Here is a 14,709-nt window from a genome sequence, read left to right as displayed (position 1 = left end):
ATGGATCAGGTGCTGCTTTCGACCGCCCGCATCGCCTCCGTCCGGCGTCGTGCCGGCGAGTACCCGCAGCGGACCATCGCGGTCGCGAGCGCCGTCGCACTGACCCGCTGGGCGGACCCCGGCCTCGTGGTCGACGGGCTGGAGCTGACCTCCGCGACGCCGTTCGGCGACCTGCTCGTGTGGGCCGACAAGGGCCAGCACTGGGACGTCACCGAAACCACGGACGGCTGGGCCGTTCCACTGCCCGAGGGAATCGATCCCGTTGCGGCGCAACGGGTGCTGGACGACCTGGCCGAGTTCCCGCACCGCACGATCGGCACGCTCACCGCGCAGACCACCGAGGAGCGGCTCGCGGAGCTGGCGCGGTGGAACGACAACGAGTTCTCCCGCGACCGGCCGAGCGTCGTCGAGCTGTTCCGCGAGCAGGCCCGGCAACGCCCGGACGCCGTGGCGCTCAACGACGGCGACCGCGCGTTCACCTACGGCGAGGTGCTCGCCCGCTCCAACCAGCTGGCCCGCCACCTGCTCGACCGTGGACTGCGGACCGAGCAGGTCGTCGGCATCTCGCTCGACCGCTCGGCGGAGATGGTCGTCGCCCTGCTCGCCGTGCTGCAGGCCGGGGGCGCGTTCGTGCCGCTCGACCCGCAGTGGCCGGCGTCGCGCCGCGAGTCCGTGATCACCGACGCGCGGGTCGTGTCGTTGCTGGGCAGCGGCCAGGAGGGCGAACCCGAGGCCGTCGCGGTCGATCTGGGTTCGTGGGGTTTCTCCGAGTACTCCCCCGAGCCGACCGACGTCGCGATCGCCGGCGCGCAGCTCGCGTACGTGATGTTCACGTCCGGCTCCACCGGCCGCCCCAAGGGCGCGATGATCCGGCACGAGGCGATCAGCGAGCGCCTGCTGTGGCAGGTGCACCAGATCCTCCACTTCGGACACTCGGACGCGTCGCTGTTCAAGGCACCGCTGTCGTTCGACATCTCGATCAACGAGATCTTCCTGCCACTGGTGTGCGGCGGGCGGACCGTCGTCGTGCGGTCCGGCGGCGAACGCGACCCGCACCACCTGCTGCACACGATCGACCGCCACCGCGTGACGTTCGTGTACCTGGTGTCGTCGATGCTGGACGTGCTGCTGAACATCGCGGAGGACGGCGAGCTGGCCAGCCTGCGGCACGTGTGGTGCGGCGGCGAGGTGCTCACGCCCGAACTGTACGACCGGTTCCGCACGCAGCTCGACATCCCGATGTACCACGGTTACGGCCCGGCCGAGGCCACGATCGGCGTCTCGCACGTGATCTACCGCGGCGAGGCCGAGCGGCTGTCGACGTCGATCGGCAGGGCCAACCCGAACACCGACCTGTACGTGCTCGACGACCAGCTGCGGCCGTGCCCCGTCGGTGTCGGCGGTGAGCTGTACATCGGCGGTTTCCTGCTGGGGCGCGGGTATGTGAACGCGCCGGGGCTCACGGCGTCGCGGTTCGTCGCGAACCCGTTCGCGTCCGACGGCTCGCGCCTGTACCGGACCGGTGACCTGGCGCGGTTCGCGCCGGACGGGTCGCTCGACTTCCTCGGCCGCGTCGACAACCAGGTCAAGATCCGCGGTATGCGGCTGGAGCTGGAGGACGTCGAGGTCGCGCTCGCCGAGCACCCGCGCGTGCGGCACACCTGTGTGGTGGTCAGGAAGAACTCGGCGGGCGGCAACTACCTCGTCGGGTACGTCGTGCCGTCCGACGACGGCCTGACCTCGGACGCCGTGAAGCAGTGGGCGGCCGAGAACCTCGTCGAGTACATGGTGCCCGCGCACGTCGTGGTGATGAGCGAGTTCCCGTTGACGCCCAACGGAAAGCTCGACCGCCGCGCGCTGCCGGAGCCGGTGGCCGACACCGGTCCGGTGACGGCCGCGGAGAACGACGACGAGGCCGCGGTCTGCGCCGCGGTGGCGTCCGTGCTGGGCCTGGAGCAGGTCGGCGCCGACCAGGACTTCTTCGAGCTGGGCGGCGACAGCATCCTGGCGATCTCGCTGCTGTCGGCGTTGCGCGCTCAGGGCGTGTTCGTCACGGCCACGCAGATCTTCGTCAACCGGACCCCGCGGGCACTGGCCACCGTCGCGTCCCGTGACGGCGCCTCGGCGGTCGACCACGACGACGTGCCGACCGGACCGGTGGCGGGGCTGCCGATCGTGCAGTGGCTCGGCGAGACCACCGATGCCGTCGACGGGTTCGTGCAGTCGGTCGTGCTGAACACGCCTGCTGCGTTGACCGGCGACGCGTTGACGCAGATCTTGGACGCGGTCGTCGAGCGGCACGACATGCTGCGCGCCAGGCTGGTTCGGGGCGAGCACTGGTCGTTCGACATTCCTTCCGAGGGTCGGGCGCTGTGGGAGGAGAGCGCCGCGCCGCTCGACGAGTGCGTCGCGGCGGCGACCGCGGGGCTGGACCCCGATGCGGGCGTGATGCTGCGCGCGGTGTGGCGGCCCGGGGCCCGGCAGCTCGTGGTCGTGGTCCACCACGTCGTGATCGACGGCGTCTCGTGGCGCGTCCTGTTCGACGACCTCGCCCTGGCGTGGCAGCAGGTGTCGTCCGGTGCTCCCGTCGAGCTGCGGCCGGTCGGCACGTCGTTCCGGCGCTGGACGCAGCTGCTGGAGCAGGCCGGCTTCGAGGCGGACCGCGCGTACTACGAGCGCCCGCTGCCGGGTGCCGACCAGCTGCTCGGACGGCGTGAGCTGCACGAGACCGATGTCGTGGCGCACGAACAGGTCCGCACGGTCACGGTCGGGTCCGCGGTCACGACGGCGTTGCTGGGCGACGTGCCCGCGTTGTTCCACGCCAAGGTCAACGACGTGCTGCTGACCGGTCTCGCGGTCGCGCTGGCCCGCTGGCGGCGGGACATCGGGCAGGACCAGACGTTCGCGCACGTCGAGCTGGAGGGCCACGGCCGCGAGGGCCGGTTCGTGCCGCTCGATCCCGACCTGTCGCGGACGGTCGGCTGGTTCACCACGCTGTTCCCCGTCACCGTCGACCCCGGTGACGTCGACGATCTCGGCGCGGCGTTGAAGCGGGTGAAGGAAGATCTCGCCCGCGTGCCGAGCAACGGTGTCTCGTACGGCGCGCTGAAGTACCTGGGACAGCACGAGTTCGACGCACCACGGCCGCAGGTGCTGTTCAACTACCTCGGCCGGTTCTCCGGCGGCACCACCGGCGACTGGCAGCTCGCGGAGAACGCGGGCCAGCTCGGCGAGAAGCGCGACCCGGCGATGCGGCTGCCGCGCGCACTGGAGTTCAACGCCTCCGCCGAACCCGGTGCGGATGGCGAGCTGGAGCTGGTCACGGTCCTCTCGTGGCCGCTCGGCGTGTTCGCCGATGCCGACATCACGACGATCGGCGAGTACTTCGTCGAGGCGCTGGAGGCCCTGGCGGCGTTGACGCGGGGTGGGCACTCGCCCAGCGACTTCGACCTGGTGCCGCTCGCCCAATCCGACGTCGACGCGCTGGACTCCCCGGCGTTGCGCGACGTCCTGCCGCTGACGCCGTTGCAGGAGGGCCTGTACTTCCACTCGGTCTTCGACGACGAGTCGGCGCACCGGTACGTGGAGCAGCAGCTGCTGACGCTGACCGGGTCCGTCGACGCGCGCAGGCTCGAAGCCGCGGCGGCGCGGGTGCTGGAGCTGTTCCCGAACCTCGCGGCGCGGTTCGTCTCGCTGGCCGACGGACGGGTCGTCTCCGCGCTGGAGTCCGGGGTGCGGCCGGAGTTCTCCACTGTGGACGGTCAGGGCATGACCGGCGAGGAGATCGCCGTCCTCGCCGAACGCGACCGCGTGGCCGGGTTCGACCTCGCCCGCGGCCCGCTGATGCGCTTCACGCTGATCCGGACGGCGCCGCAGCGGTACGTGCTCGTGCAGACCGTGCACCACATCATCGCGGACGGCTGGTCGGTGCCGCCGATGCTGCGCGCGTTGCTGGCCGAGTACGACAAGCCGGGTTCGGTGCACGTGCGCGGTTCCTACGCCGACTACGTGCGCTGGCTGGTCCAGGCCGATGCCTCGGAGAGCGACCGTGTGTGGGCCGCGGAGCTCGCCGGACTACCCGGTCCTTCGTTGGTGGCGGAGGGACACACACCGTCGGAGCTGTTCGCCGACACCGTGCTCGACGCGGCGCCGGACCTCGACGACCGGACGCGCGCGGCGGGGGTGTCGTTGAGCGTCGCCGTGCACAGCGCGTGGGGCGTGACGCTGGGTGCCTTGCTGGGCCGGCAGGACGTGGTGTTCGGGTCGACGGTGTCCGGGCGTGACGCCGACGTGCCGGGTATCGCCGAGATGGTCGGGCTGTTCATCAACACGATCCCCGTGCGCTGCACGTGGTCGACGTCGGCGCACGACCTGCTGGACTCGGTGCGTGCGCACCAGACGGCCGTGCTGCCGCACCAGCACGTCTCGCTGACCCGCATCGGGCGGCAGGCGCCGCACGGGTCGGCGTTCGACACGCTCGTCGTCTTCGACGTCGCGACCGACGTGACGTCGTTGCAGGGTCCGTTCACGATCGCCGAGGTCGTCAACGAGGGTGCGCCGCACTACCCGTTGACGCTGGTGGTCGAGCGCGCCGGCGACGGCTCGTTGCGGTTCAACCTCATCCACGACACCACGGTCGTGCGCGGCGCCGAGGTCATCCTGCAGGCGTTCGCGGACACGCTGGACTCGTTGCTGCGCTTGGAGGACGTGCCGACGCCGGAGCTGTCCGGCGGGCGGGCCGCCGCCGAGATCACGCCGGTGACGCTGGCCGGGCTGTTCGACGCGGCCGCCGAGCGCGACCCGTCGGCGCGGGCCGTGACGATGTGCCACCTCGACGGCAGTTCGGAGGGTCTGTCGTACGGGATGCTGGCCGACGCCAAGACCCGGCTGGCCCGCTCGCTGGTGAACGCCGGGGTGGGGCCGCACAAGAGGGTCGCGGTCGCGATTCCCCGGTCGGTGGAGCAGGTCGTGGCCCTGGTCGCGATCGTGTCGGCCGGTGGCGCGTACGTGCCGCTGGACCTCGCGTACCCGGACGAGCGGCTCGCGTACGTGCTCGCCGACTCCGCTCCCGAGGTCGTGCTGGTCTCGCCGGAGCACCGCGCGCGGTTCGAGCGGCTGCTGGCCGATGCCGGGGTGCCGGCGCGGGTGCTGGTGTACGGCGAGGAGGTGCCGGGCGAGGGCGTGCTGCCGGAGTTCGACTGGCGCACCCCGGCGTACGTGATCTACACGTCCGGCTCGACCGGCAAGCCCAAGGGCGTCGTCGTGTCGCACGCCAGTGTCGTGGCGCTGCTCGCCAACACCCGGCCGGACATGGACTTCGGGCCGCACGACGTGTGGACGCAGTTCCACTCGTACTCGTTCGACTTCGCGGTCTGGGAACTCTGGGGCGCTCTGACCCACGGCGGCGAGCTGCTCGTGCCCGACCACGGCCTGACGCGGTCGCCGGTCGACTTCCACCGGCTGGTCCGCGCGCGGGGCGTGACGGTGCTGAACCAGACGCCGTCGGCGTTCTACCAGTTCATCGAGGCGGACCGGCTGAGCGAGCCGCTGCCAGCGCTGCGCCGGGTGATCTTCGGCGGCGAGGCGCTGGAGCTGTCCCGGCTGCGCGGCTGGGTCGAGCGCTACGGCACCGCGCGGCCCGAGCTGGTGAACATGTACGGCATCACCGAGACCACGGTCCACGTGACGCACCGCGTCCTGGACGAGGCCGACTTCGCGTCGGGCCGCGAGGTGAGCCCGATCGGCGGCCCGATCCCCGGCCTGCGCACGTACCTGCTGGACGCCGCGCTGCGCCCGGTCGGCGTGGGCGAGGTCGGCGCGATCTACGTGTCCGGGGCCCAGCTCGCCCTGGGCTACCACGACCGACCTTCGCTGACCGCGTGCCGTTTCGTGGCGGACCCGTTCGCGGGGGACGGCGCGCGCATGTACAACTCGGGCGACCTGGCCCGGCGCGCGCTGGACGGCTCGCTGGAGTTCGTCGGCCGGGCCGACGACCAGGTGCAGCTCAAGGGGTTCCGGATCGAGCTGGGCGAGGTGGAGTCGGCGATCCGGTCCGTGCCGGGCGTGGTCGACGTGGCGGTGACGGTGGCGGACTCCCGCGATCACCTGGTCGCGCACGTCGTCGGCTCTGCGGTCGATCTTGCTTCGGTGCTGCGGGCGAAGCTGCCGGTGCACATGGTGCCGCAGCGGGTTCTCGCTCTCGACGCGCTGCCGCTGACGGTGAACGGGAAGCTGGACCGTCGTGCTTTGGAGGAGCGGGCGCGGGTTTCGGACGCTCCTGGCGTTTCTGGCGTTTCTGGCGTTTCTGGCGTTTCTGGCGTTTCTGGCGTTTCTGGCGTTCCCGGGCCGGCGGTCGTTTCGGGGTCGCCGGCTTTGGAATCGTTGGTGGCGTTGTTCGCCGAGGTGCTGCCGGGGTCCACTGTGGACGCCGACACGGACTTCTTCGCGGCGGGCGGCGACAGCATCATCGCGATCTCGGTGGTGAACCGGGCACGTGCGCTCGGTCTGCGGATCGCGCCGCGCGACCTGTTCGTGCACAAGACGCCGCGCTCGCTGGCATCGGAGTTCTTCGCCGCGCCCGTGGTGCCGACCGTGGCCGAGGTCGCGGACGGGCCGGTGGTGCCGACGCCGATCGTGCTGCGGCAGCGGGAGCTGGGCGGGGAGCTGCGGCGGTTCGCGCAGGCCCGGGCGGTGGAGTGTCCGACGCCCGAGGCCGCCGAACGGGCGGCGCGAGCCGTGCTGGAGGCACACCCGGCGCTGCGGATGCGGCTGACGGTCGAGCACGGCGTGTGGTCGTTCGGAATCGATCCGGACTGGCGGGCCCCCTGGGGGGATCGGGTCCCCACTCCTATCGTCTCAATCGGGTCTGACAGTTTCGGCGCCGTTCGGGGCGGGCTGGACGCCGGTCTCGTCACCACCACCCGACCGGGTGTCATCGGAGGGGGCGCCACGCGGCTTAGGAGCGCCGACGGCAGCGGTGCCGCGGCGAACGGCTCGGGCAGCACCAGTGCCGCGGCGCACGGCTCGGGCAGCACCAGCGGTGCCCAGGACGACGGCGGCCAGGCCGGCCCAGGTGCCCTCGTCCTGGCCGGCACCACCGACCCGCAGGCCGCGGCGAACGAGGCCGCCGACCGGCTCGACCCCGAAGCCGGCGTCCTCGCGGCCTTCACCTACCTGGAGGCGAGCCAGACCCTCGTCGTGGTCGTCCACCACCTCGCGGTCGACGCCGTCTCCTGGCTGATCCTCCTCGACGACATCACGGCCGCCGTCCAAGGCAGCGAGCTCGCCCCGACCACCACCCCGTTCAGCACCTACTCCAGCGCCCTCACCCTGGCCGCACACTCAAGCGGCCAAGACCTCCCCCGCTGGATCGAGACCCTCGACGCCCCGCCCCTCACCCCGCGGGTCCAGAACCAGCGCGAGGTGACCGTCACCCTCGCCGCCGACATCACCACCCGCGTGGTCCACACCGCCCCGACCGCGCTGGACCTCGGGCTGACCGAGCTCCTGGCCGGCGCCCTCCGCACCGCCCTCACCGACACGCAGGCCACGCCCACCGACCTGACGATCGAACTCGAACGCCACGGCCGTGTGCCGGTGCACGAGCACCACGACTACACGCGCACGGTCGGGTGGTTCACCGCGATCGCGCCGGTGCGGCTCGGTCCGCACACCGACCCGGTCGCGGCCGCGCACGAGGTCACCGAACGTCAGCCGGACGAACAACAGCACGTCCGCTACGGGCAGCTGCGCTACCTCAACCCGCAGACCGCGCCGGTTCTCGCGGCGCTGCCGAGGCCGCAGGTGCTGTTCAACTACCTCGGCCGGGGTAGCGAGGAGAAGGCGTTGCACGTCGACGCCGGGCACCAGCCCAGTCCGTACGCGGTCGAGGTCAACTGCTGGGTCGACACGACGACGGGCAGTCTCAAGGCCACGTTCGCGCTCACCGAGGACATCAGCGACGAGATCGCGGCGCGGTGGTTGCTGGCGCTCGAACGGATCGCGGACGCGTCGGAGACCTCACGCCGGACGGCGCCGCTTTCGCCGTTGCAGCGTGGTTTGTACTTCCAGGCCGAGCTCAGCGCCGGTGGGCAGTACGTGGCGCAGAGCTGCTTCCGGTTCGACCGGCGCCTCGACGTCGAGAAGCTGCGCCAGGCGGTGAAGCACGTCATCGCGCGCCACCCGGTGGTCGGCGCGGGCTTCGAGGACGAGGACGGCACGCCGGTCCAGGTGCTCACGCCCGGCGGTGAGGTCGAGGTCCGCACGGTCGACGTGCTCGGCCAGGACGCCGTCGAGGCCATCCGGACCGAGGACCGCGCCACCGGGTTCGACCTCCAGAAGCCGCCCCTGGTGCGGCTGACCGTCCTGCGCACCCCCGACGGCGGGGACGCCCTGCTGTTCAGCTACCACCTGCTGCTGTGGGACGGCTGGTCGCGCGAGATCGTGCTGCGCGACCTGTTCGGGGCCTACCGGGCGTTCCTCGCGGGCGAGCCGGTCGACTCCTCCCCCGCCTCGCCGAGCTTCGAGGGCTACTGCCGGGCGCTCGCGCGAAAGGACGTCCAGGCCGCGGAACGGTTCTGGGCCGGCTATCTCGCGGACCTGCCCGGCCCCACGCTCATGAGCGACGGGTCCACTTCGGACACTCTGCCGGCGAAGATCGTGCGCACCCTCACCGAGGAAGACTCCGCTCGCGTCAAGGAAGCGGCCGCGAGGAACGGCGTCACGCTCAACTCCGTCGTCACCGGCGCGCTCGGGGTGCTGCTGGGCAGCGAGACCGGCAGGAGCGACGCGGTCTTCGGCGTCACGGTCTCCGGGCGTGAGGAGGAGGGCACCGAGGACATCGTCGGCGTGCTGCTCAACACCGTGCCGATGCGGGTCCTCGCACGGCCGGGCGACACCGCCGCCGAGTTCCTCGCTCGTGTGCAGGCCTCGCGGGTCGAGGCGATGGAGCACGAGCACCTCGGGCTCGGCGAGATCCAGCGCGCGAGCGGGCACGACCAGCTGTTCGACAGCCTGTTCGTGCTGCAGAACTTCCTGGGCGACGACACGTTCGACGAGCTGAACGCGCAGAACGGCATCGTCGCCCACGAGTCGGAGGACTCGACGCACTACCCGTTCACGTGGGTCGTGACGCCGGGCAGGCAGCTCACCGTGAAGCTCGAGTACCGGCCGGAGGTCACCGATCCCGCACTGGCGCACCGGCTCTTCGACGAGTACCTGCGCGTCCTCGGCGACCTCGCGACCGCCGAAGGCCCGATCGGCGCGATCCGCGGCACCGGGCCGGAGCCGGTTCTCAACCCCGCCAACGACTTCGGCACCAAGACCGTCGTCGACCTGTTCGACGAGGCGGCCGACCGCGCGCCGGACCGGGTCGCCCTCGTCGCACACGGCAGGACGATGACGTTCGCGGAGCTGCGCGACCGCAGCCGTCACCTCGCGGGTGTGTTGGCGGACAAGGGAATCGGCGTCGAGACGTCGGTCGCCATCGCGGTGCCGCGCTCGCTGGACTGGGTCGTCGCGCTGTTCGGCATCCTGCGCTGCGGCGCGGCCTACGTGCCGCTGGAGCTGGACCACCCGGACGAGCGGATCGCCGCGATCATCGACGACGCCCGCCCGGCGCTGGTCGTCACGACGAGCGCGGTGGCGCCGCGGATCCAGGGCACGACGTTCAAGCTCGACGAGCCGTGGCCGGACGCCGAACCCGTGGTCACGTTCGGCGAGAACGACCCGAACCGGCTCAAGCACGCGGCCTACACGATCTACACGTCCGGGTCGACGGGCAAGCCGAAGGGCGTCGTGACAGAGTACGCGGGCCTGACCAACATGCTGGTCAACCACCAGCGGCGGATCTTCGAGCCGGTGCTCGCCGAGCACGGGCACCGGACGTTCCGGATCGCGCACACCGTGTCGTTCGCGTTCGACATGTCGTGGGAGGAGCTGCTCTGGCTCGCCGACGGCCACGAGGTGCACATCTGCGACGAGGAGCTGCGCCGCGACGCCACCGGGCTCGTCGAGTACTGCCAGGAGCACGAGATCGACGTCATCAACGTGACGCCGACCTACGCGCAGCAGCTGGTGGCCGAGGGACTGCTCGGCGGGACGCACAAGCCCCCGCTCGTGCTGCTCGGCGGTGAGGCCGTCACGCCCACGTTGTGGCAGCTGCTCGCCGACACCCCCGGCGTCGTCGGCTACAACCTCTACGGGCCCACGGAGTACACGATCAACACGCTCGGCGTCGGCACGTTCGACTGCGTCGACCCGGTGGTCGGTGTGGCGATCGACAACACCGACGTCTACGTGCTCGACCCGTGGCTGCGGCACGTCCCGGACGGTGTTCCCGGTGAGCTGTACGTGTCCGGTGTGGGCATCGCGCGCGGCTACCTCGGGCAGCCCGGTCAGTCGGCCGAGCGGTTCGTGGCGTGCCCGTGGGTGCCGGGTGAGCGCATGTACCGGACGGGTGACCTGGTGATCCGGCGTCCTGACGGCAACCTGCTCTACCTGGGCCGCACCGACAAGCAGGTCAAGATCCGCGGCCACCGGGTCGAGCTGGGCGAGGTGGAGGCGCGGTTCGCCGCCCACGAGGGCGTGCGGTTCGTCGCCGCCGTCGCGCAGGCCGACCCGCAGGTCGACGGCGCGTACCGGCTCGCCGCCTACCTGGTGCTCGCGGACGGGGCGGACATCCCGTCGATCGCCGCCGAGGTCGGTGCGGGCCTGCCGGACTACCTGCGGCCCACGCACTTCGCCGCGGTGGACGCGATCCCGCTCACGGTCAACGGCAAAGCGGACACGTCGGCCTTGCCCGAGGCCCGTCCGCTCGGCACGCTGGTCACGCGGGAGGTCAGGGAGCTGACCGGGACCGAGGTCGTCGTCCGGGAGCTGTTCGCCGAGGCGCTCGACCTCGACGAGGACGAGGTGGGCATGGCGAGCGGCTTCACGGACCTGGGCGGGCACTCCATGCTCGCGGTCCGGCTGATCGGCCTGCTGCGCCGCGAGTTCGGTCCCGTGGTCACGATCCGCGACCTGCTGTCCCTCTCCACCCCCGAAGCGATTGCGCGCCACGTTGACGAACACTGAAGTCCCCCTCGGCACCGAAGTCCGCACGGGCAGGGAGATCCTGCGGATCGCCTTGCGCCGCAACTTCGGCGCCATGGCGTCCGGGACCCTGCTCATGGGCTCCTACCAGGCCGCCGAGACCGCCGTGCCGATCCTGCTCGGCGTGATCGTCGAGTACGCGCTGCGCGGCGGTGAGCTCAGCTCGCTGGGCCTCGCGCTGCTGGCGCTGGGACTGGTCATGGCGACCGTGTCGTACTCGTGGCGCTTCGGCATGCGGATCCTGCAGAAGGCGAACACGACGGAGGCGCACCGGTGGCGCGTCGCGGTCGCGGACCGCGGCCTGCAACCGGTGGCGCGCGAGGTCGACCTGAAGTCCGGCGAGGTGCTCACCGTCGCCACCGAGGACGCCGACCAGACCGCGGACATCATCGAGGTGGTGCCGCTGCTGATCAGCTCGCTGGTGTCGGTGGTGATCACCGGTGTCGTGCTGGCGGTGATCAGCGTGCCGCTGGGGGTGCTGGTGTTCGCCGGCACCGCGGCGATCCTGAGCGTCCTGAGCGTGATGTCCCGCCGGATCGGCGCGAACACCCAGGTGCAGCAGGCGAAGGTCGCCCGCGCCGGCGCCAAGGTGTCGGACCTGATCGCGGGACTGCGGCCGTTGCACGGGTTCGGCGGCAGCTACGCGGCGTTCCAGGCCTACCGGCGGGTGAGCACCGAGGCGAAGCAGCAGTCGATCGTGGTGGCGCGGGTCAACGGCGTGTACGCGGGTCTGGCGCTGGCGCTGAACTCGGTGCTGGCGGCGGCGGTGACGTTGTGGGCGGGCTACCTCACGTTCCAGGGCACGATCTCGATCGGCCAGCTGGTGATGGTGGTCGGCCTGGCGCAGTTCCTGATCGAGCCGCTGAAGCTGTTCTCGGAGATGCCGAAGTACGTGATGATCGCGCGGGCGTCCGCGGACCGGATGGCGCTGGTGCTGGCCGCGCCCGCCCGCATGACGCCGGGCGTCGAGGTGCCGGGACCGGAGAGCGGCCTGGAGGTCCGCGGTGTCACGTGCGGAGCGTTGCGGGACCTGACTTTCTCGGTGGCGCCGGGCGAGCTCGTGGCGATCGCGGCCTACCAGCCGCAGGCGGCCGCCGAGCTGGTGTCGGTGCTGTCCGTCGAGACGCCACCGGCCGCGTACACGGGTGTCGTGCTGGTGGGCAAGCGGGAGATCGCGGCGCTGACGATCGAGAGCGTGCGGACCTGCCTGCTGGTGAACCCGTCGCACCACGAGGTGTTCGCGGGAACGTTGCGGGAGAACGTGGATCCCGCCGGCACCAGTGCATTGGTGGACGAGGCCGTGCGTGCCGCGATGCTGACCGACGTGGTGGCGTTGCACTCCGAGGGACTCGACTACGCCGTGCGCGACCGCGGCGCGAACCTCTCCGGCGGCCAGCGCCAGCGGCTGTCGCTGGCCCGCGCCCTGGCCGCCGACCCGGAGATCCTGGTGCTGCACGACCCCACGACCGCCGTCGACGCGGTGACCGAGCAGCTCATCGCCCGCAACGTCGCCGAGCTGCGCCGCGGCCGCACGACGGTCGTGATCACCAGCAGCCCGGCGCTGCTCGACGTGGCCGACCGGGTGGTGGTCCTGGACGGCGGCACGGTCACCGGTGAGGGCACCCACCGCGACCTGCTCGACCGCGACTCCTCCTACCAGCTGGCGGTGGCCCGATGACGAGGTTCGAGTGGCGCGGCGGCCCGGCCACGCTCACGTTCGAGAGCGTGCTGGAGCCGGTTGCGCTGACGCACGAGCGGGATGACCTCTGGTCCGCCGAGGTCGAGATGCCGGAACGTTTGCGCGTGACCTACCACTTCGTCGACGCCGACGGCGACGAGCACGCCGACCCGGCGAACCCGGCCGGTGCGGGCCCGAACCGTTCCCTGTTCAGCACACCCGATCTCGACCCGCAGCCGCACTGGCCCGTCGTCGGTCCGGACGAGGTGCTGGACCTGCCGTCGTTGCGCGTGCGGTGGAACGGGTCGTTGGGACGCAAGACCGTGCGTGTGCACCAGGGCGGTGAGCCGGTCGTGCTGCTGCTCGACGGCGACGACTGGATGTACGTGCACCCTTTCGCGGCGGCGTTCGAGTCCGCCGTGAAGGCGGGTGAGATGCCGTCCGCCACGCTCGTCTTCCTTCCCACGCCACGTGATCGAGACGCCGAGTACAGCTCTTCCGCGCTGTGGCAGGCGGTCCAGGACGAGCTGCTGCCGTTGCTCGCCTCGAACGGCGTGACGGTCGACCCCGCTCGGTTCGTCGTGGCGGGCCAGAGCCTGGGCGGTTTCAGCGCGTTCCAGGCCGCACTGGACTTCCCGTCGCTGGTGTCGCGGGTGGCGTGCCAGTCGGGGTCGTTCTGGTTCGCCCGCGACCTGCCTGCCGGCGGGCTCTCGCTCGACGGCCCGGCCGGTGGTGACACCGCGGAACGGCTGCGCGCGGTCCCGGACCTGTCGGGGTTGCGGGTGGCGTTCGACGTCGGCGAGCACGAGCCGCGGATGCACCGGCACTGCGCGGCCGTGGAGGAGCTGACGGCCGCGGCGGGCGCTTCGGTGCGGGTGAGCCGGTCGCCCGCGGGGCACGACCGGGCGGGGTGGCGGCACGCGCTGCTGCGGGACGTCGGCTGGTTGCTGTCCGACCTCTGACGAGCTGACGGCGCGGTCGCGCACGGGGGGACCACGGCGTCGCCGGACAGATCGGGCACGGCACCGGCCGTGCGCCGGTCCGGTCCGCGGTGCGATCTCCGCGGACCGGTCCACCCGGCGATCTCCGGGCTGATCCGGCAGGCTGGACGGCATGGCAGAGCCTCCCGTGATCTCGGTGATGCTGGTCGTGCCGGACGCCGACGCGGCGGTCGCCTGGTACCGGACCGCGCTCGGTGCCGAGGAGCTGTGGAACCTCGGCGGAGTCGCCGCCCTCTCGCTGGGCGGCGCCGCGTTCCTCGTCCACGAGGTGAACCCGGACAACCCCGCGGAGACCAGTCCCGGCGGGGTCACCCACGTGCGGGTCGAGCTGTTCACCGACGACCCCGACATCGTCGTCGAGCAGGCCGTGGCCGCGGGGGCCTCAGGTTCCGCGGTGGTGAGCCACGAGATGCCGTGGGGCACGCATCGGCAGGGCGGCTTCACGGATCCGTTCGGGCACAAGTGGTCCGTGGGCGACCGGTCACCCCTGCGCGGTGTCTAGCGGCCACACCTCCACCACCCCGTAGCCGACGGCGCACGGGGTGCCCGACACGAGCGAGACGGCCTCCTCCAGCGAGTCCGCCTCGATGATCGCGAACCCGGCGATCGGCAGTGCCGAGGTGAGGAACGGGCCTGGTGCCACGGCCGTCCCGGTGTTGGCGTGGTTGCGCACCTGCACGGGCTGCCCGGCGATGCCCATCTCGGCACCGGCCGCGCGCAGACGGTCGTCGTGCGCATGCGCCGTGTCACGAAGTGATGGCTCCATGCGGTCGTAGCCCTCGCGGTCGCCGTACCCGATCGTCACGAACTTCATCGGTCGAACCTCCTCCATTCAGGACTCTTCAGCCATACCGACTCACCAGCGGAGCGGAACTCATCGGCCCGTTCATCGACTGTTCACCTCGCGGTTGCGACCACTCACCGGGAAACAGCGTCGAA

The 14,709-nt window shown here is 71.6% G+C and carries 5 protein-coding genes; 4 read left to right on the top strand and 1 reads right to left on the bottom strand.

Translation table 11 applies throughout. From position 1 onward, the window contains the following. From ACFWV3_RS07110 to ACFWV3_RS07095, 4 genes are all read left to right on the top strand, one after another. On the top strand, window positions 1-11,073 hold the full coding sequence (locus tag ACFWV3_RS07110) for an amino acid adenylation domain-containing protein (protein WP_382409215.1): 11,073 nt from the start codon (window positions 1-3) through the stop codon (window positions 11,071-11,073). Next, a complete protein-coding gene (locus ACFWV3_RS07105) occupies window positions 11,060-12,769 on the top strand; it encodes an ABC transporter ATP-binding protein (protein WP_382409213.1) in 1,710 nt (569 codons plus the stop codon). Before ACFWV3_RS07110 ends, ACFWV3_RS07105 begins: the two co-directional genes overlap by 14 nt. Next, complete coding sequence (locus ACFWV3_RS07100) at window positions 12,766-13,731, top strand: alpha/beta hydrolase-fold protein (RefSeq protein WP_382409211.1); 966 nt, start codon at window positions 12,766-12,768, stop codon at window positions 13,729-13,731. Before ACFWV3_RS07105 ends, ACFWV3_RS07100 begins: the two co-directional genes overlap by 4 nt. 151 nt (window positions 13,732-13,882) lie before the next feature. After that, the gene (locus ACFWV3_RS07095; protein ID WP_382409209.1) at window positions 13,883-14,272 is read left to right on the top strand and encodes a VOC family protein; all 390 of its coding nucleotides are present in this window, start codon (window positions 13,883-13,885) and stop codon (window positions 14,270-14,272) included. Here ACFWV3_RS07095 and ACFWV3_RS07090 read toward each other — a convergent pair. Beyond that, complete coding sequence (locus ACFWV3_RS07090) at window positions 14,252-14,584, bottom strand: YciI family protein (RefSeq protein WP_382409207.1); 333 nt, start codon at window positions 14,582-14,584, stop codon at window positions 14,252-14,254. The genes ACFWV3_RS07095 and ACFWV3_RS07090 overlap by 21 nt on opposite strands. Window positions 14,585-14,709: the final 125 nt, after the last annotated feature.

The organism is Lentzea sp. NPDC059081, from assembly GCF_042738015.1.
In the GTDB taxonomy this organism is placed as follows: domain Bacteria; phylum Actinomycetota; class Actinomycetes; order Mycobacteriales; family Pseudonocardiaceae; genus Lentzea.
This window is presented reverse-complemented; position numbering and strand designations above follow the sequence as displayed.

Bases quoted from the DNA above. Each gene is read 5' to 3' on its own strand.
- ACFWV3_RS07100 (WP_382409211.1), top strand. From the start codon at position 12,766: ATGACGAGGTTCGAGTGGCGCGGCGGCCCGGCCACGCTCACGTTCGAG.
- ACFWV3_RS07095 (WP_382409209.1), top strand. From the start codon at position 13,883: ATGGCAGAGCCTCCCGTGATCTCGGTGATGCTGGTCGTGCCGGACGCC.
- ACFWV3_RS07110 (WP_382409215.1), top strand. From the start codon at position 1: ATGGATCAGGTGCTGCTTTCGACCGCCCGCATCGCCTCCGTCCGGCGT.
- ACFWV3_RS07090 (WP_382409207.1), bottom strand. From the start codon at position 14,584: ATGAAGTTCGTGACGATCGGGTACGGCGACCGCGAGGGCTACGACCGC.